Origin of the sequence: Leptospira kmetyi serovar Malaysia str. Bejo-Iso9, from assembly GCF_000243735.2 — a bacterium.
Classification (GTDB): domain Bacteria; phylum Spirochaetota; class Leptospiria; order Leptospirales; family Leptospiraceae; genus Leptospira; species Leptospira kmetyi.
Genome location: NZ_AHMP02000001.1, coordinates 201,461 through 219,821 on the forward strand (window position 1 = coordinate 201,461; position 18,361 = coordinate 219,821).

General features: G+C 45.7%; 16 protein-coding genes. 11 read left to right on the forward strand and 5 right to left on the reverse strand.

The genetic code is table 11. From position 1 onward, the window contains the following. The first annotated feature begins 5 nt into the window (after window positions 1-5). From LEP1GSC052_RS00965 to LEP1GSC052_RS00995, 7 genes are all read left to right on the forward strand, one after another. Window positions 6-431: an acyl-CoA thioesterase gene (locus LEP1GSC052_RS00965; protein WP_020985404.1), complete on the forward strand. Its 426-nt coding sequence runs from the start codon at window positions 6-8 to the stop codon at window positions 429-431. Window positions 432-689: 258 nt separating this feature from the next. After that, window positions 690-1,682 carry an LEA/WHy family protein gene (locus tag LEP1GSC052_RS00970; protein WP_020985408.1) on the forward strand — a complete coding sequence of 331 codons (993 nt, stop codon included), beginning with the start codon at window positions 690-692 and terminating at the stop codon, window positions 1,680-1,682. Between the two features lie 163 nt (window positions 1,683-1,845). Further along, entirely contained in the window at window positions 1,846-2,361 is a 516-nt protein-coding gene (locus LEP1GSC052_RS00975; protein ID WP_010572369.1) for an LB099 family protein, read from the forward strand. 20 nt (window positions 2,362-2,381) lie between these two features. After that, on the forward strand, window positions 2,382-2,948 hold the full coding sequence (locus LEP1GSC052_RS00980; protein ID WP_010572368.1) for a tetratricopeptide repeat protein: 567 nt from the start codon (window positions 2,382-2,384) through the stop codon (window positions 2,946-2,948). A gap of 158 nt (window positions 2,949-3,106) precedes the next feature. Continuing rightward, window positions 3,107-4,504: a polysaccharide deacetylase family protein gene (locus LEP1GSC052_RS00985; protein WP_243397132.1), complete on the forward strand. Its 1,398-nt coding sequence runs from the start codon at window positions 3,107-3,109 to the stop codon at window positions 4,502-4,504. Window positions 4,505-4,548: 44 nt separating this feature from the next. Then, complete coding sequence (locus tag LEP1GSC052_RS00990) at window positions 4,549-5,295, forward strand: class I SAM-dependent methyltransferase (RefSeq protein ID WP_010572367.1); 747 nt, start codon at window positions 4,549-4,551, stop codon at window positions 5,293-5,295. Next, the gene (locus tag LEP1GSC052_RS00995) at window positions 5,292-6,692 is read left to right on the forward strand and encodes a chromate transporter (protein WP_020985421.1); all 1,401 of its coding nucleotides are present in this window, start codon (window positions 5,292-5,294) and stop codon (window positions 6,690-6,692) included. The genes LEP1GSC052_RS00990 and LEP1GSC052_RS00995 overlap by 4 nt, the downstream gene beginning before the upstream one ends. Here the strand turns inward: LEP1GSC052_RS00995 and LEP1GSC052_RS01000 are convergent. Further along, window positions 6,683-9,622: an adenylate/guanylate cyclase domain-containing protein gene (locus tag LEP1GSC052_RS01000; protein ID WP_010572364.1), complete on the reverse strand. Its 2,940-nt coding sequence runs from the start codon at window positions 9,620-9,622 to the stop codon at window positions 6,683-6,685. The genes LEP1GSC052_RS00995 and LEP1GSC052_RS01000 overlap by 10 nt on opposite strands. 194 nt (window positions 9,623-9,816) lie before the next feature. Here LEP1GSC052_RS01000 and LEP1GSC052_RS01005 point away from each other — a divergent pair, with 194 nt between their 5' ends. From LEP1GSC052_RS01005 to LEP1GSC052_RS01020, 4 genes are all read left to right on the forward strand, one after another. Further along, window positions 9,817-11,538 carry a sensor domain-containing diguanylate cyclase gene (locus tag LEP1GSC052_RS01005; RefSeq protein WP_010572363.1) on the forward strand — a complete coding sequence of 574 codons (1,722 nt, stop codon included), beginning with the start codon at window positions 9,817-9,819 and terminating at the stop codon, window positions 11,536-11,538. Between the two features lie 108 nt (window positions 11,539-11,646). After that, a complete protein-coding gene (locus tag LEP1GSC052_RS01010; RefSeq protein ID WP_040912632.1) occupies window positions 11,647-13,584 on the forward strand; it encodes a long-chain fatty acid--CoA ligase in 1,938 nt (645 codons plus the stop codon). A gap of 174 nt (window positions 13,585-13,758) precedes the next feature. Beyond that, window positions 13,759-14,172, forward strand: coding sequence for a DoxX family protein (locus tag LEP1GSC052_RS01015; protein WP_010572361.1), 414 nt, complete (start codon window positions 13,759-13,761; stop codon window positions 14,170-14,172). Window positions 14,173-14,224: 52 nt separating this feature from the next. After that, the gene (locus LEP1GSC052_RS01020; protein ID WP_010572360.1) at window positions 14,225-14,464 is read left to right on the forward strand and encodes a hypothetical protein; all 240 of its coding nucleotides are present in this window, start codon (window positions 14,225-14,227) and stop codon (window positions 14,462-14,464) included. Here LEP1GSC052_RS01020 and LEP1GSC052_RS01025 read toward each other — a convergent pair. From LEP1GSC052_RS01025 to LEP1GSC052_RS01040, 4 genes are read right to left on the reverse strand one after another with little or no spacing between them, the layout of a single operon-like run. Then, window positions 14,461-15,003 (reverse strand): DUF6817 domain-containing protein, encoded by a 543-nt coding sequence (locus LEP1GSC052_RS01025; RefSeq protein ID WP_040912687.1) that lies wholly within the window; start codon window positions 15,001-15,003, stop codon window positions 14,461-14,463. The genes LEP1GSC052_RS01020 and LEP1GSC052_RS01025 overlap by 4 nt on opposite strands. 13 nt (window positions 15,004-15,016) lie before the next feature. After that, the gene (locus tag LEP1GSC052_RS01030) at window positions 15,017-15,469 is read right to left on the reverse strand and encodes an EamA family transporter (RefSeq protein ID WP_010572358.1); all 453 of its coding nucleotides are present in this window, start codon (window positions 15,467-15,469) and stop codon (window positions 15,017-15,019) included. Window positions 15,470-15,511: 42 nt separating this feature from the next. Continuing rightward, complete coding sequence (locus LEP1GSC052_RS01035; RefSeq protein WP_010572357.1) at window positions 15,512-17,071, reverse strand: NAD(P)/FAD-dependent oxidoreductase; 1,560 nt, start codon at window positions 17,069-17,071, stop codon at window positions 15,512-15,514. Between the two features lie 46 nt (window positions 17,072-17,117). Then, complete coding sequence (locus tag LEP1GSC052_RS01040; protein ID WP_010572356.1) at window positions 17,118-18,299, reverse strand: MFS transporter; 1,182 nt, start codon at window positions 18,297-18,299, stop codon at window positions 17,118-17,120. Window positions 18,300-18,361: the final 62 nt, after the last annotated feature.

Genomic DNA, 18,361 nt, shown 5'->3' on the forward strand with positions numbered 1-18,361 from the left:
AAAGAATGAAAACGGAAGAATGGAAGGAGATCAAGAAAGGTCATTTGACCCAAATCGGAGTTCGCTGGGATGAACTCGATCCGAACAACCACGTAAACAATAAAAATTTTCAAGGTTATCTGGACGAAGCTCGTATGAGAGCGATGCGCGATTGGGGATTCTCCATGGAAACGTTAAAGAAACAAGGTTGGGGTCCGGTCATTCTTTCGATCGGACTCGAATTCAAAAAGGAAATCGGTTATCCCGAAACGATTACGATCCAATCCGATCTTTTTTTAAAAAGCCCTACCCGCGCGGTTTTTGAACAAAGAATTCTCTGCCAAAACGAAACTCTTTCCTGCAACGCGAGTACGGATTGGGTGATTCTCAACTTAAACTCGAAAAGACCCGCAAAATTTTTGGAAGCGATCGGACTCGGACAATTCGTTTAACAATCTACTTTAGAATTTTTTAAAATTTAGAATCGATTTAAACAAGATCCAAGTCGATTCTAAATAAAAATTCGATCTATAACATTCTTTATAACGTTTTCACTTCTACGTTAGGCGTAATATCCGAGCATTCGCTCATGTTTAACGCGATTTCAGCGTATTTTTTCGGTTAGAGGAGGCCCTCGCTCTTCAAAATCTTTCTTTTCAATCGAATTCCATTCTTCTAAATCAGTATTTACTCAAATTGGAGGATCCTTCTTGAAATCAAAAATAACCCTTCTCGTATTCTTCTTTCTTTTGCCGATTCTAAGCGGTTGTGCGGAACTGCAGACGTTAAAAGGAAAGATCAAAACCCCCGAAATTTCCTTTGAAAAAGTGGAAATCGCCGAAATCACTCTCGAAGATATCAAACTCATCATTCAAACCGAAGTTAAAAATCCGTATCCGATCGATCTTCCCGCTTCCAGTTTGAATTTGGACGTTAAGATCGAAGGAACTCAATTCAGCAAAGTGCAACTGAAGTTGGACGCCGTGCAAGGTTCCTCCAAAAAACCGCTTCCGATCGAAGTAAAATTGAAATACTCGGATCTTGCGGCCTTGTATAAAAAGGTTCCTGGCAAAAAAGAACTTCTCATTCGTGTAGAAGGGGAAGCCGCTCTTCCGATTCCGGAGAAATATGCGATGATCGCGGGTACCGATTCCTTAAAGTTCCCGTTCCAGGATGAAAGATTGATTCCTGCGGTTCTTCCGAACATCGAAATCAGAAACTTTAAGATCATCAAACCGGACGTTGCAAAGATTACGGAATCCGCAAATAGCGAAGAACTGGCTAAGAAAGCCGTTTCGTTTTTGGACGCTCTTCTTTCACCTAAGAATAAAAAGTCGCCGGGTTCGGCTTTGAACGCCGGATTGGACGCTCTGGATATTTCCATAGACACTCAGTTCGAACTCGTCTTAAACAACAAGGCTGCTTCCGATTTACAATTCCAAGATTTGAATTTCGAACTCTTTCTTGAAAACGATAAGTTCTTAACGGGTTCTCCCGTGAACATTACGAATAACGGTAAGGAATCCATTCTTACGATTCGTACAAGCTTTCCTTTGAAGTCGGTTTCGAACTCGATAGCAAACGCGGTTACTAAACGGAGTTCTTCTTTTCGTTTAACGGGTAAAGCCGCAGTTGTATGTCCGGGAGTTTCAAGTGATCCGATCGGCTTTGGTTTTATGAAAGAAGGAAACTTTCGCTGGTAAGTAAATGATTACATCGGATGTACTTGCGATGCTTACAAATACATCCGAGAAATTCTTTTTCGTTTCGGAAAAATGTTTTCAAGTTACACATATTGTGATAAGAATAGTTCCTGAATTCGGAGAATCGAAATTCTCCGGATAGGATAAATGAGCGTAAAACAATATGGAAATCTACGAAAAAGAAAAACGGAAACTACTTTCAGCATCGACACCGGAGCAGTACATCGAGTTATCGATTAAATCGAAACTGACCGGCCCTAAAAAATCAAGTATCACTTCGGAATGGTTAACGTCCACCGGGTATACGATTGATGATATCAAGTATGCGCGTAACCGACATCCCTTCTGGAGAAAGAAGAGAAACCAAGGTTCATACGAGCGCAACAGCAAACGTCTGGAACAACACAATTATTACCGAACGGATCAGAAAATCGTTTGGGATAAAGACAAGCTCGGCAAGTTCTTCGACCTCAACTCGAAAGGTCTAACGGACCATGAGTTGGCGAGAAGTTTCAAAACTTCGATTCCGGCTGTGAATCATATCCGTAGAAAGTTCCGATTTGCTTCTCAACTTTTGGAACTCGACAGACAAAAACCGGCAAAGGGCGGAATTTTGAAACTCTGTTCCCACAGTGAATCGGTCTTAAAGAGATTGATCCGGGAGAAGGAAGGGAAATAAGCTTCCTCCGGAGGCTTTTTATGGTCCCTTTCGATCTTAGATCGAGGCTTTTATCGATTTTTACTTTTTGCTTAACGATTGCGTTGTTTTCTTCCTGTTCTTCCGAACAGGAGAAAACACAAGAGCCGATTTCCACTCGTAAACCCGAACCGAATCCCTTTCAACTGGGGAATTCCAAGTTTAAGAGCGGAGAATATTTGGAAGCGATCGAGTTTTATTCAAGGGATCTGGACGTTAATCCGGACAACCCCGTTTCTCTCAACAACAGAGGACTTGCAAAGAGCAAATCCGGAAACGAAGCGGGTGCGATCGCCGATTACAGCCAAGCCATTGAAAAACGGGAAGACTACGCCACGGCTTACAACAACCGGGGTTTCGCAAAAATTAAAACCTCCGATTATCAAGGAGCGATCGAAGATCTTTCTTCCGCGATCCGATTGAGACCGACTTATACGAACGCCCTGAACAACCGAGCGGTCGCAAACTGGGCGATCAAAGAAAAACAAAAGGCGTGCGCGGATTGGAAGACTGCAGAGATCATAGGCCATAAAGAAGCGGAAAATTCGTTCGAGAAATTCTGCAATTGAAGAACTCCGGGAATCGCTTGCCGGGGAAAGAGGCTCTAAAAGACTAACCGAAGACTCTTTTCCCGGAACTCGGAATGTACACAAAAAAACTTATTTCCAATTCAACAAGAAAAACCACTTCAAAATCCTTTTTTAAAACGCGATTCTCCCTTACGACCATCGCCCTTCTTTGTTTTGTCTCTTTTTCGATTGCGGTCGCTTCTCCCGTGGACGACTTTCTCAATCCGGAAAAGAAAAGAAAGACCGCAAATTCTTCCCCGAAAAAAGAATCCGAATCGAAAGAACCGAAAACAAACGGATCGAAACTTCCGACCGCTACGGAAGAATCTTCTAAAGAAACCGTTTCTAAAAAGAATCAAAAAGATAAAACGGAAGTAAGCGATTCCGGCTCGGGCGCTTCCAAATCGGAAGAAAAAACTTCCGAAGCTCCTTCCAAAACATCAAAGATCAAAAAAGAAAAGACGGATAAGAATTCTTCGATTTCCAAAAAGAAAAAATACGAGGACGCGCTTCCGACGGTTAAGGACGATACCCCGTCTACTCCGAGTTATGCGACCCAAGGCGTCGAATCCGTTTCCGGAGGCGGTGTTCCCGTTCTTTGTTATCATCACTTAGCCGCGGAAGGCGGTCCGATGGGCGGTTACAACCTTCATCCGAATCTTTTGGAGGAACAGTTTAAGTTTCTCAAAGCGGCCGGTTATCAAACCGTTCGTTTGGATCAGTTCTATGCGTATATCAACGGTAAAAAACCGTCCGACTTTCCCGAAAAACCGATTCTTTTGACGTTCGACGACGGTTCCAAAACGCATTTGGAAGTGTTGGTTCCTCTTTTGAAAAAATACGGTTTTACCGCTTCGATTTTTATTTATCCTTCGATCATCTCTTCCGGAAAGAAATACTATCTGACTTGGGATCAGTTGAAAAGCGCGCTCGACAGCGGCGTTTTGGACTTGGGTTCTCATACGTTGTATCATCCGAAACTTCCCACGATGAGCCGCGCGTTGATCCGCAAACAACTCTTGGAATCCAAACAGATTTTGGAAACCAAAACGGGAAGAAAGGTAGTGGATCTCGCGTATCCGTTCGGTCTTTTTGATCCGAGGGTCATCGAAGAAGCGAAGGCGATCGGTTATAGAATGGCGTTTACGGTCAACCCGGGGAAGAATCTTCCGGGAACTCCCGTTTACAACGTTCATCGTTCCTTGGTTCCTTGGGGACAATCTCAATCCGCGTTCAACTCCATTCTTACCATGGCGCCTCCCCCCAAAATTTCCATTTCGATTCTGGACGGTTCTTGGGTTAAGACCGGTCAGGAATTTAAGATTCATCTGGAAGGAGTTCAACCCGATTCGGTGAGCATCAAAATCAAAAGCAAGAACGTGATCGAACAAAATCAATCCCCCGATTATACGGTGAAGATTCCGGATTTTGCGAAAAAATCGACGTTCCTTCCTTTGATGATTCAAGCGAAGACGAAAGACGGAAAACAAATCCAATATCAATATCTTTTTATCAATCAGAAAGAATTTAAGAAACATCCCGACGGAGCGTTTTAAATTCTTACTTGAGTTCGCACGACGATCTCTGAAAGCATGGGCCTATGAGTTTCAGAGATCATTTTTCCTCCCATTCCTCTTCTTACTCCGAATTTCGCCCGGGTTATCCCGATGAACTTTTTTCTTATCTCAAAAGTCTCGTTCCGAACGGAAACGTCGTTTGGGATTGCGGAACCGGAACCGGTCAAGCCGCCGTTTCTCTCGGAGAAGTTTTTCAAAAAGTCATAGCGACCGATCCGAGCGCGAATCAGATTTCCAGCGCGGAGCCGCACAAAAACGTAGAATATCGAGTTTGTAAGGCGGAGAATTCTACATTAGAAAATCATGAAGTGGATTTGATCACGGTCGCACAGGCGTTTCACTGGTTCGATTTCGAACCCTTTTATAAGGAAGCGATCCGAGTCGGGAAGAAAGGCGGAATTCTCGCGATCTGGGGCTATAACATGCACAGAATCACGCCGTCCGTGGACGGGCTCGTGGACAAACTCTACGGAGAAATCGTAGATTCGTATTGGCCTCCCGAAAGAAGATACGTCGAAGAAGAATACAAATCGATCGCCTTTCCGTTCGAAACGATCACGCCGCCCTACTTCGCTATGAAGGAAGAATGGACCGTGGAACACGTGTTAGGTTATTTGCGGACCTGGTCCAGCGTTCAGAAATACATTCAAAAAAACGAATCCGATCCGGTTCTACTCGTGGAAAAGGAAATCCGAAACGCTTGGGGTTCCGTCTCTTCCAGAACCGTGGAATGGCCTTTGTTCTTTAAGATCGGAAGGCTTCCGGGTTGATTCCTTCCTTCGGAGAAGCGCTTCGATTTTGGTTTCAGCTCGGTTGGTCCAGTTTCGGCGGTCCCGCGGGACAGATCGGCCTGATGCACAAAACCCTTGTGGAGGAAAAGAAGTGGATCTCCGAAGATAAGTTTTCCCACGCTCTCAGTTATTGTATGATTCTTCCGGGACCGGAGGCTCAACAACTCGCAACCTATCTCGGTTGGATTTTGCACGGGGTTAAGGGAGGAATTTTCGCGGGTCTTTTGTTCGTTTTTCCGTCCGTTGCGATCTTTATCTTAATTAGTATATTCTACTTTTCTTATGGAACTGTTCCGTATGTGATTTCGTTTTTAAACGGGGTCAAACCGGCGATTCTCGCCGTGATTCTTTTGGCGTTCGGGAATCTCGTTCGGAAAAGTCTGAAATCCGACGGACAAATTCTTTGTTTTGCGTTATCCGCAATCGGAATCTTATTTTTTGAAATTTCCTATCCGTATCTTCTTTTGGCCTCGGCGTTGTTCGGCGCGATCGCTTTTCGTTTCGGCAGAAAGAAATCAAAATCGAATTCGGATGCGAACTCGGACTTTGCGGAAACCTCCGATCCAAAAACGGAAAGCCCGAAAACAAGGGAAACGATGGAAACCGGAACCTCCGCCTCGGAACGAATCGATCTTCAAACCTCGTTCGACGAAGAACGCGAAAAAAGTTCCGAACTTTTAAAAAACCTAGGACGAACCGGAAGCGTCGGTTTGATTCTTTGGGCCGCTCCGTTTTTGGGAATATTATTCTTTTTGAAAGTGGAATTCGTTTTCTGGAAGGATTTGATCTTGTTTTTCACCAAGACCGCCTTTCTCACGTTCGGCGGCGCGTACGCCATTCTCCCTTCGGTCGCGGAATTCGCGACAAAACAAGCGCGATGGATATCGACGAACGAAATGTTGGACGCGCTCGCTTTCGGCGAAAGCACGCCGGGACCTCTCGTGATGGTTTTGACCTTCGTCGGATTTTTAGCGGGAGCTCACCGGTTCGGCGGAATCGGCTCCGGTTTGTTCGGACTTTTTTTAACGGCTTATTATACGTTTCTTCCTTCTTTCGTTTTGATCTTGGGAGGAGCGAGCCTTGTCGAAAAGACGCAAGAATCGGAATGGATTCGAGTTTGTTTTCGTTACGTGACCGCCTGCGTATGCGCGGTGATTCTTTATCTCGGAGTTTATTTCGCCAAATCCATTCTGATTCTTCCGCAAACGTCCGCGGCGGATTGGATTCGAAACCCGATCGGAACGACACATTGGCTTTCTTTATTCTGGACGATCCTTTGTGTCGTATTCCTCAAGTTTAAAAAAGAATATTCGATTTTTATGATATTCTCAAGCGGCTTTTTGTTTCTCGGAATCGAAACGTTTTTTCATTTGTGAGTTCTGGTATAAACCCCGTCCCAGGTTTTTTCCGGGGGATTGTGTTTGTATTCCTCGCAACGTTCGATCAAAAGAACCGCGGCTTTGTCCCTGCTACCTCTCGTGATCTGCGAACTTTCGAGAAGTTCCTGCGCTAAGGACCATTCTCGGTTGAGATACGCTTCGAATCCTTTGGAGAATTCCAAAACGGACGCTTCCAGTCTTTCGGACACGTTATCCGGTCTTCCGATCAATTCGTAAAGTCGAACGGGTTCGTTCTTCCCTTTGACCCGGACCACGTCCAACAATCTCGTAAAAAATTCGTCCTTGATCTCGTGTTGAACCGCTTCGCTCACGAGAATGCTTACGCCGTAATCTTTTCCAGCCGCTTCGAGTCTTGCAGCGAGGTTGACCGTATCCCCCATCATCGTATAAGCCGAAATGGAATCGGTTCCCATAAAACCCACCTTTGCAAGTCCGGTGTTGAGTCCGATCCGAATCTGCATTTCCTGAGCCTCGGGGATGTAAGCCTTTTTGGCCTTCCATTCCTGTCTGAGTTTTTCGAGGGTTTCGATCATTTCCACCGAAGCGGCAGCCGCCTTAAGACAGTGTTTGTCCACTTCCACGGGAGCGTTGAAGATTCCCACGATCGCGTCCCCGATGTATTTGTCCAAAACACCCTCGTGTTTTTTCAGAATCAAGGTCATCGCGGATAGGTATTCGTTTAACAAAGACGCTAATTCGACGGAAGTTAACTTTTCGCTAATATTCGAAAAACCTGCTACGTCCGAAAAGAACGCGGTGATTCTTTTTTCGCTTCCTCGTTTGAGGGCGGCGAGATCCACCATCGCTTCGCTGACTACGACCGGATCGATCATGGTCCCGAGAATATTTTTGATCTTTTCTCTTTCCTTAAGACCGGTCACCATCGAGTTCAAAGCGACCGTAAGAGTCCCGAGTTCGTCCTTTCCGCCTTGTTCGAACTGAACTTCCAGATTTCCCTGACCGACTTCCCTCGCGTGAAAGATGATCCGTTTGATCTTTTGAACCACGAATCCGGAAATCAAAACCGCAAAAACGATCGCGGCCAAACAAATCAAAAGCGCGGTTCCGATCGCGGAATTCTTATTCTTCTGAATCATCTCGAGACCTTCGGTGCGGTCCACGATCGTTCTGGAAATTCCGGAAAGGTTTATGGAAAGAATCGCGGAGCTGACCTCGTCTCCCGAATCTCCGAGAAGAGGTTTGGAATCCAGATTCCAAAGAATCTCCTCCGCCTCTCCTCTCGAGTTCGCTATGATTCCGTACGGAATCAGTTTTTTCAACTGAGGAGTCGGAGTTTCGCTTTTGCCCGAGTAAATCCATTCTCGGATCGCGTCCCATCTTTCCTTGGAAAGATTTTGTTCCTTCGGATCTCTCAGATAATCGGAATAATTACCCGAACTTTGACTGAAGCGCAGGACGATCAGATCCTCCAAACCCGCGTTTCTAAGCTCGCCTAACGCGTCTATCAGAACGTCGGTTTCGCTCTGAATCGGAAAAGCGACCCTGGTTTTTACGGGATGTTTTTGTTTTAAGACCTTGAGTTTTTGCGCGGCCTCGACGAAATCCTTTTTATCTTCGGAGAATTCGTTGCGGAACGTTTCGAACTGCGCGTCCCTTTCCTGGATCAGTTTCGCATAACGTGCATAAAGATCCCGAAACGTTTTATCCTGAAAGGGAGGAACCGGAGGTTTTTTGTCCTTGAGTTCCTGGATTCTTTTTTTCAACGGAACGACCAAGTCGCGGATCTGGGCCGCAAAATTCGCGTCCTGTTGCAGATAACGTTTCGCGAAGTCCGGCAATTCCTCGCGGAGACGATTGGCTCTTTCGGTCGAACTTTGATTTCTAAAAATCGGAGAATACAACGTCTGCAATTCCATCGCTCCGATCGTGTATGAATTCTGATCCGTATTCTGAGAAAAATCCAAGGAAAGAATTTTGGAAAAGGAATCCTTTAGGTTCGAGTCGATGTCGCGGAGAAATATGTTCGAATTGATCGAAACGTCCTGTTTGAAAATTTTCGTATCGAAAGAGGGAGTAAGATTCTCCTTGATCTGATTGGAAATCACGGGAAAGGTCTGGATTCTATACTGGGACATGTTGAGTCCGAGTTCCTCGATCTTTCTATGTTGTTTCGGAAGGGACAACTCGAGAATGGAATGGTCCAGATGATTTCTGGCCTTTTCGATTCCGTTCTTTAAGTGATCCATTCCGTGTTCCGCGTCTTGTTTGTCCTTTTCCGAACTTTTTTCCTGAGAATGAAGTTCGTCCCATCTTTGTTTTTGTTCGTTTAAGTCCGCTTCCAAAACGGCGACTTGATGCGCCATATTTTTGAGTTTTGTGTACATCGCGTCGGAGATCGCAAGCCCGTTCGGGTCCTTCAGTAAAAACTTGGTGTTCTTTTCGAGTTCTTCGATGTCCGCCTTGGAAAGATAAACGGAATAATACGTGTCCTTAATGGACGACTTACGTTCCTTTCCCAAAACTCCGAAAAGTTTCGTCTTAAATCCGAAAAAGCTGACCTCTTTTGTTTCTTGAGTCACGACCCTCGTTCTGTATTTACGAAGGGCCTGGCTTTGACGTTTTACCCGTTCCCGAAAGGATTCGACCCGGATCAAACTGCTCGAAAGATTCTCCAGTTCGAGAACCAAACTCGAGATATAATGTCTGGAAATTGCGGCTTCTTTTTCGTAACTTTGCGTAAGAATTTCCGTCTGTTGATGAACGTCGATGGCGGAAAGAATCATCACCGTAAGAGCGATCAAGGCTCCGGTAAAAAGCGCGAGTTTTGCCCGGATTCCAAGGTAAAAAAGATTTTTAAGATTTATAAAAAATCCGAATCTCTTCTTCAATAGTTCGCCGAGAACGCCCGTTTTAGATTCTTCTGATTGGATCGGATCTGTAGCCACCTGCGGTTCCTTTTTTTAAGTCTGCTCCAGCCATTTTGGAAAATAACCGATGTGAGAGTCACGAAATTAAAATTCGAGTATAATGAATTTTCCGAGTTCGGTAAATCCGATTTTTAGAAAATAATTTCTTTTCGAAAATCTTTGACAAATCCTTTGGAGGACTCAACTTGTTCCGAATGCGAAATCCCGTTCGAATGAAATTTCCGCTTTTTATTTTCGGAATATTCCTTTCCGTTCATTCGTTATTCGCTCTTGATCCCGCGGTGATCGTCAAACCCGAGTTCCCCGGTAAACAACCTCTTATCAAATCCGTTTATCTGATACGGGATCCGGAATCCCGTTATCTTCCCGAGAATTTTTTCAACGATCTCGAAAACATTCCGGTTCGAGAGATTCAAAACTCCACCTTCGGTTTCGGATACGATCCGGTTCCGTATTGGCTGGTTTTCGACGTGGAAACTCCGGAGAAAGTAAATCAAGAATTCTCCCTCGCCTTACACTATCCTCATTTGGATCAGGTCGATCTTTACTATCAAACCTCGGCGGGACTCAAGGGAGAATATAAAACCGGAGACTCGCTTCCGTTTCGTTCCAGACCGATCGAAAACAAATTGTTCGTGTTTCCTCTGCCGATCTCTAACAAGGGTAAGGCGAGAATTTTGGTTCGGGTGTTTTCGGAAGGCGCTCTCAGTTTGTCCATGACCCTCTACGAGAACAAGGAAAGAATCCGCGAAACGAAGGTGGAACTCGCCAAAGATTCGGCCTTTTTCGGCGCGTTAGCCGTAATGGCGCTCTTCAACCTGTTTCTTTACGTCGGAATCCGCGAACGATATTTACTATATTATTCTTTTTTAATTCTCGCTGTGCTTCTGCATCAGATGATCCTTCCGGGATACGCGTTCGAATGGTTTTTTCAAAATCAGCCGATCTTTATCAATCAGCTTCATTTGGAAGCGATCGCCCTGATGATGATCTTTATGGCCTTGTTTCTCGCTTCGTATCTGGATACGAAAAAGAATTATTCCCTTCTCAATCTGTTTTTAAAAGCGTCCCTTTGGGCCGGGGTCGCCTTGGGATTTTTGATTCCGATTCTTCCCGGACGTTATCTGATTCCGTTCACTTCTTTGTTTCCTCTTTTGCAGATGACCGTGATCTTTTTGATTTCCTTTTTCAGGGCGATCAAAGGGGATCGTAAGGCGATCATCTTTTTAACGGCTTGGTTCTTCACTCTTTCGGGAGGAATCATCTTCGCACTGAGTCGATTCGGATTCTTTTTAAAGGACGCGCCCGCGATTCCGTTTTTACAAACGGGGATCATTCTCAGCGTGTTGTTTTTATCTCTCGCGCTTTCGGAAAGGATACGAACGATTCGAAAGGAAAAAGAGGAAATCGAAGAATACGCTGGCAAACTCGAAGAACTTTCGTATATGGATCCTCTCACTCGGATTTTCAATCGGAGATATTTCGACGAACAAATCCGGATGGCGTGGAGCCGTTCTTCGAGACACCATTCTCCCCTTTCCCTTCTGATGATCGACGTGGATTTTTTCAAACAGTTCAACGATACGTACGGTCACGTGGAAGGAGATCGCGCCTTGATCCGGGTAGCAAGGGAGATCCGCGCGAGTCTGAGAAGATCGCATGATATGGTCACTCGATACGGCGGGGAAGAATTCGCGGTGATCCTTCCCGACACTCCGATCGACGGGGCGGTCGTTGTCGCATTAAATATTCTCGAGAAAATCGAAGCGATGGAACTCACGCATATCAAAAGTCCGTTCGCGAAGATTACGGTTTCGATCGGGATCGCGTGCACCGTGGAATCGGACGCGGCTTCGGTTCAGGATTTGATTTCCATCTCGGATCGCAATCTATACGAGGCGAAATCCTCGGGAAGGAACCGAATCCAACACTAAAGACTCGGCGTTTTCATTCTTGCAACGATTGCGGCTTGATTCGGAATTTCTAAAGAATCAAAAATTTTCTCGACTGAATGAAAGGTTTTCTTAGAATCCTTCCCTGCTATGAAAACCAATCCCATTCCGAAAATCCAATCCAAAACCCTATACCATGTTATGAAAGCTTCTGCGGAAACGTTCGCGGATCATACGGCGCAATATTACAAACCGGACGGTAAGAATTATCAGGCGAATAGTTTCAAAAACCTTTATGAAACGGTTCAACAAATCGGCTCGGGTCTTATCTCTTTAGGGCTGGAACCCGGAACTCCGATCGGTCTGATCGCGGACTCGGGCGCGCGTTGGCTTTGGTGTAGTATGGGAATTACGAACATCGGATGTGTGGACGTTCCGAGAGGAACCGATTCCACGGGAGAAGATCTTCGTTATATTCTCAACCACGCGGAATGTTCGATCGCGTTTTTGGAAAACGAAGTCGCATTAAAAAAGGTGCTCGCGCAGAAATCGGAATTTCCGCATCTCAAAAAGATCGTTCTGTTCGATCAGAAGGGAACTCTCGAAAACACGGAACCCTTCGAAATCATTTTGTTAAACGACTTGATTCAGAAAGGAAAGGCTTGGATCCAAAGCAAGGGAAAGGACGAGTTTCACAAAAGAGGTTCCGCGATCCGCGAAGAGGATCTCGCGACCATCGTGTACACTTCGGGAACAACCGGAAAACCGAAAGGCGTGATGTTGTCCCATAGAAACATCGTGTTCAACGTCGACAGCGCGTTGTTAGGCGACGACCTCAACGTATATCCGACCGATCGAAGTATGGCGTATCTTCCCCCTTGGCATATCGCGGAACGATTGGTCGAAACCATCTGCGTGCGCGCCGGAGGAGCCGAGGCTTTCACTTCCATCTCCACGCTCAGTCAGGATCTGTCGGATATTAAACCGACATTGCTTCTTTCGGTTCCGAGGGTTTGGGAAAGTCTTTACAACAAAATCCACGATAAGGTCAGAGGAGCTTCCCCCGTTCAACAGGCTTTGTTCGGAGCGTTTAAGGAAATCGCGATCACGTATTACAAACATATCTCGCGCTTGCAAGGTTTGGAATATTCGTTAACGGAAGAATCCACGTTCGCTTCTCTTTGGCAGAAATTCATCTCGCTTTGGATCGTGATTCTTCTTTGGATTCCGAATCAGATCGCACAACTCGCGTTCAACAAAATCAAACAAGGATTAGGCGGAGAATTGAGATTCGCACTTTCCGGCGCGGGCGCATTGCCTCAATACATCGATACGTTCTTTAACGCGATCGGAATTCCGATTCTCGAAGGATACGGAATGACCGAGTTGTCCGGTATTTCCACCCGAAGAATTTTAGGCGAGATCACGGTGGGAACGCTCGGACGTTGTATCCCCGGAGTTCAGATCAAACTCATGGACGAAAAAGGAAAAGAGATCACCAAACCCGGAGTCAAGGGAATCGCTTGGCATAAGGGCGATCACGTCATGAAAGGTTATTACAAGGAACCGGAAAAGACGAAGGAGATTTTGAGTTCGGACGGATGGTTGAACTCGGGAGATCTTTTGACTTGGACGACTTCCGGAGAATTGAAGTATTCCGGAAGAGCCAAGGATACAATCGTTCTTTTAGGCGGGGAGAATTTGGAGCCCGAGCCGATCGAATTCGCTCTTGTTCGAAGCCAATTCATCCATCAGGCTATGGTGGTGGGACACGATCAGAAAACTCTCGGAGCGTTGATCGTGCCGAACGAGGAAGCTTTGGAAAAATATCTGAAGGAACTCCGCTCCAAAATGTTAAGCGAAGTCCGAAATTTGAACGGAGACGCGGACGTGATCGCACTTTTCAAAAACGAGATCAAGAACCTAGTCTCGAGCGAAAACGGTTTTAAAAATTTCGAAAAGGTTTCCAACTTCCGGATTCTCGATAAAAAATTCGAACCCGGAGAGGAACTGACACAAACCATGAAAATCAAACGGAACGTGGTGGCGGATAAGTATAAAAACGAGATCGAAGAGATGTATCGTTGAACTTTCACTCGTCTTTTTAAAAAAAGAGCGAAGTGTTTCGAAAGGATAGCCCGTTGGAAACCTTGGTTTTCATCGGGCTTTTTTAATACGAAGCGCTCGTAAAATTCTTTCCTAAGTGTAACCCTTTTCGAGAAAGACTCGAAGAACTCCGAAGAATCCTAAGGAGAAATATTCTTGTTCCAATCCGAGTCCTTTCCCAAAAAATTCTTACTTTATATTCCACGCGCCGCGGTCGCATTCATATTTTTACAAACCCTATTCTACAAATTCACGGGCGCGCCCGAATCGGTTTTGATCTTCACGAAACTCGGTATGGAGCCTTGGGGAAGAATCGGCACGGGCGTTTTAGAACTGATCGCGGCGGTTCTTTTATTCGTGCCGGGATTCAACTGGTTCGGTTCCCTGCTCGGACTCGGGTTGATGTCGGGTGCGATTCTTTCCCATCTATTCGTGATCGGGATCGAACAGGAAAACGACGGAGGCCTTTTATTCTTCTTGGCTCTTGCAAGCGCCGCGATTTGCGCCCTTCTCCTTTGGACGGAAAGAGAGACCCTAACATCCGTTCTGCGGAAACGATTTCAAAAATAGCTTTCCGAAATTCTCAAACCGGTTAAACTCTCGCAAAAGCACGGAGGTTTTTATGGGAGAAGAACAGGCGAAGATTCACGCGTTGAATAAGATCGTCTCCATCATCGACGAAAAGGCTTCGATTTACAGAAACGAAAGAAAGTCGATGCCTTCCGCGAGAGCGATCGCCGAAAAAAAACTGATCCTCGATCTGATCGACGACGGAATGAAACTCGCAAAAACGATCCAACCCAAACCCGCCGATTTGATTCGGGATTTGGAAACCCTGAACAAACAGTTTATGAATCTCTAATATTCCAAAAAAACGGATTTGCACAGATTCGAGGCGTTTTTTGAAAGATAAGGATCCATTCTTTCGAACAAATCCTTGAGTTCCGATCCGTATTCTTTCAGAAACACATCGTCTGTAGTTGCGAGTTGAAGTTCGTTGGCCGCCGTTAATTCGCAGAGTTCGTTTAACATTCTTCCTTCTAAAACCCGGACTTCGTCCGTAATCCGATTCTTATGTAGAATCGGTTTTCCGTTTCCGAATTGAGCGTAAAGATGATTCCGATCGCAGGTTCCATAAAGATAGACTAACGTTTCCGCTTTGCTTCCGATCAAGTTCTCCACTTCTTTACGAGCGGTCGTTTCCAAAAGAGAATCCTGAAAGGCAAACGTTCCATAAACAGCGTGATAGAGACCGGCATTGCATAGATCGATTGAGGAACCCCACTCCTCCAAGATGTAAAAGGTCCCGATCAGATGGGTCAGAAGATCACCGTGTAGATGTTCTTTCCCCTGAGCGTGTAAACTTTTGAGTTGATCCAGAAGGATCGGATCCGGTTCCATTCTCATTCAAAAATCATTTCGAAACGTTTTGTCCGAGGTTAAAAAGAAGAATCGCCGCGAACGCGGCCAGGATCGAAAAATAATGATACAGGTTTAAACGTTCCGAAAAGAGAAACGCGCCCACGAAGATCGAAGTCGTCAAGATCGACAAAACGGCGTATAAAATATAATACGAAGTTCCGTATCTGCTATAAAGAAGATAAAATCCCAAGAACGTAAAGTAAAGCCCCGCTCCGCTCAACCAAAAATAAATCCGATTCTGAGAAAGATAATTCTTCCAATCCCCGGGTTTGTAAAAGAACAGGGATACGATCAAAAGAAAAATACAAACGATCAACGTGGGAATCAAAAACAGAAACGGCCCCGCAGTCGGCGCGGATTTTTTCTGACCATACGCGTAGAATGCGTTTCCGATCGCGGCGATCAAGGCGAAAAGAAACGGAAGAACCGCGGAACTCAATTTCATATTAGAATCTCCTCATATACCCCGAAGGTCAGAAACGTTTCGTCAACTCGCCTTCGCGGAAGCGCAGGCCGTCGCAGATCGGATTCCATCCATGGCGGCGGAAACGATTCCTCCCGCGTAACCCGCGCCTTCTCCGCAGGGATACAAACCTTGAATCCGAATATGTTGTAAGGTTTCTCCGTCCCGCGGAATACAAACCGGAGAAGAGGTTCTTGTTTCGGGAGCGTGAACGATCGCTTCGTTCGTAAGATAACCTTTCATAGAACGATCGAATTCCCGAAAACCTTTCCGTAAAGATTGATAAACGAAGTCCGGAAGAACCTCTTTCAACTCGACAGAAGTGATTCCGGGCGTATAAGAAGTTCTCGGAAGATCGGAAGAGATTCTTCCTTCCACAAAGTCCGTAAGTTTTTGAGCGGGGGCTTTTTGAGTACGACCCCCGGCGATCCAAGCCTTATGTTCGATGGCCTTTTGAAATTCCATCGCGGCCAAGGGACCGTGTTTTGCGAACGGTTGAAAGTCCTCCATTCTCAACTCGACTACGATCCCCGAGTTCGCGGAAGGCCGCGCCCGTTTAGAAGAAGACCAACCGTTCGTAACGATCTCTTCCGGTTTCGTCGCACAAGGAGCGACAACTCCTCCGGGACACATACAAAAAGAATAAACCCCTCTCCCCTCGACCTGTTTCACCACGCTGTAAGGAGAAGGAGGAAGATAAGGATCGCGCACGTCGCAACGATATTGAATCGAATCGATCAAGGACTGTTTGTGTTCCACTCGAACGCCGACCGCGATCGGTTTGAGTTCGAGTTCGATTCCTTTCCGATACAACAACTCGAAGATATCTCTCGCGGAATGACCGGTCGCAAGGATTACGTTTTTTGAATGGAACTTGTCCCCATCCTTCGTAACCACACCTTGCATCTGATTTCCGTTTAATAAAAAGTCGGTCACTCTTTTTTCGAAATGAACTTCACCGCCCATCTCCACGATTTTTTCGCGGATTCGTCTTACGATCTTAGGAAGTTTATTGGTGCCGATATGAGGATGCGCTTCGACGAGAATATCCTTGTCCGCTCCGAATCCGACGAGCCACTCGAGAATCTGCCGAACGTTTCCTCTCTTTTTGGATCTTGTGTAAAGTTTACCGTCCGAGTAGGTTCCCGCTCCGCCTTCTCCGAAACAATAATTGGAATCCTCGTTTACGTTGTGATGAATATTCACTTCTCGTAAATCGAAAGGTCGTTTGGAGACGTCTTTTCCTCTTTCCAAAAGAACCGGTTTTAAACCGGAAAGAATCAATTGAAGACAAGCGAAAAGCCCCGCTGGTCCGGCGCCGATCACGATCACCTCTTCCGCGTTCGAAACATTCGGAAAGTCCGGAAGAAGAATCGGCTTCTCTACGAAGTCCTCTCGGATAAAAACCAAAACCTTAAGATTGTAATAAACCGTTCTTTGTCTCGCATCGATGGAACGTCCGAGAACTTCGATGTGACGAATCTCACTCGAATCGATTTTTATCTTTTTCGAAACGTAGTTCTTAAGCGCCTCGTCTTGTCCCGCAACTTCCGGGACAACGCGAAGCTGAAGTTCCTGGATCATAATATACTTGTTTTCGATCCGACGACTTCAGAACAATCTCAATTTCTCAAGGTTCGGGCAACTTAGGCAGGAAAAGTAAAATCAAACAAGCCGCCAAATGCAAACAACCCGCAAATAAACTCAAAGCGAAAAGGCCGTAGTTCAAAAACGGAGCGATGAGCGCGGTTCCGCCCGAAGTGACCGTAATGATCGAAAGAAGAATCAGGGAAGAAGCCCGGTTGTCGTCTCCGTTCGCGGAGATGATTCCTCTTAAAAATCCGGTCGGTCCGCGAAGTCCCAAGCCGACGTTCATCAAAGGAAAAATCATAAGAACAACATTCGGATCGTTGTTTCCAAAAATTGAATATACTACCAAAAGAATCGAAGAGATCAAAGAACAAAAGGTTCCGATCGTAATCAAACTTTCCGGTTTGAGTTTTCGACTCAGAACGGAAGGAGATAAAACCGCGCCCGCGATAAAAAACGCGACTCCGATCGTTTGCATCTGCGCGAACTTGGAGATATCCGAGTGCATCGTTTTCACGATCACAACCGGAGCGCCGAAAACGAAAACCAACAAACCGCCTAAGTTCAAGGCTTGGCTGAGAGAATATCTTTGAAAGACGGGGGATTTTAGTAAGGAAAGATAAGATCCTCGTTTTCCGTTCGATGGAACGCCGACGCTGTCGATGCGAATGAACAAAAAAACAAGCGCAAGAAGAATGGAAAGAGATGCGGTGAGAAAAAAAGAATACTTCCAAGTCCCGAAAGTCAAAAGCCAAACTCCTAAAATCGGAGCCAGCGCGGGAACCAAAGATTCCACGCTTCCCAACATTCCAAGAGCCTTGGTCGCTCCCTTTTCGTCGTAAAGATTTTTTGCGATCCCCGGAGCCAGAACGGCGGGTGCGGAAGAGAAAAGCCCTTGAAAGAATCTGCAAAGAATCAGAACGTCCAGATTCTCCGCAAAGGAACAAACAAAGGAAGCAATGGCGTATAACGTAAGCGAGAAAAAAAGAAGAGAAGAAGTTCCGATCTTGGACGAAACGTTTCCGAAAAGAATCATCCCGAAAGCGGTTCCCGCGATAAAGGACGCGATCACAAACTGGGAACGCGTCTGATCGCCGCCCAAAATTTCGGGTAAGGAAGGAATGCTCGGAAGAACCAAGTCGATCCCGGAAAGTCCCAAAACGGAACCGAGTCCGAGGAGCATACAAATCAAAAATGCGTTTTTATTTTTTACGGCGTTCATTCCGACAATTATCCTTCTCCGATGAATTCAAACCAAAGATTGAAATCTTATCGGAGAAAGCA

Coding starts and splice junctions, on each gene's coding strand:
- LEP1GSC052_RS00975 (WP_010572369.1), top strand. CDS start 1,846: ATGGAAATCTACGAAAAAGAAAAACGGAAACTACTTTCAGCATCGACA.
- LEP1GSC052_RS01030 (WP_010572358.1), bottom strand. CDS start 15,469: ATGAAATTGAGTTCCGCGGTTCTTCCGTTTCTTTTCGCCTTGATCGCC.
- LEP1GSC052_RS01020 (WP_010572360.1), top strand. CDS start 14,225: ATGGGAGAAGAACAGGCGAAGATTCACGCGTTGAATAAGATCGTCTCC.
- LEP1GSC052_RS00980 (WP_010572368.1), top strand. CDS start 2,382: ATGGTCCCTTTCGATCTTAGATCGAGGCTTTTATCGATTTTTACTTTT.
- LEP1GSC052_RS01025 (WP_040912687.1), bottom strand. CDS start 15,003: ATGGAACCGGATCCGATCCTTCTGGATCAACTCAAAAGTTTACACGCT.
- LEP1GSC052_RS01010 (WP_040912632.1), top strand. CDS start 11,647: ATGAAAACCAATCCCATTCCGAAAATCCAATCCAAAACCCTATACCAT.
- LEP1GSC052_RS01035 (WP_010572357.1), bottom strand. CDS start 17,071: ATGATCCAGGAACTTCAGCTTCGCGTTGTCCCGGAAGTTGCGGGACAA.
- LEP1GSC052_RS01005 (WP_010572363.1), top strand. CDS start 9,817: ATGAAATTTCCGCTTTTTATTTTCGGAATATTCCTTTCCGTTCATTCG.
- LEP1GSC052_RS00965 (WP_020985404.1), top strand. CDS start 6: ATGAAAACGGAAGAATGGAAGGAGATCAAGAAAGGTCATTTGACCCAA.
- LEP1GSC052_RS00990 (WP_010572367.1), top strand. CDS start 4,549: ATGAGTTTCAGAGATCATTTTTCCTCCCATTCCTCTTCTTACTCCGAA.
- LEP1GSC052_RS01040 (WP_010572356.1), bottom strand. CDS start 18,299: ATGAACGCCGTAAAAAATAAAAACGCATTTTTGATTTGTATGCTCCTC.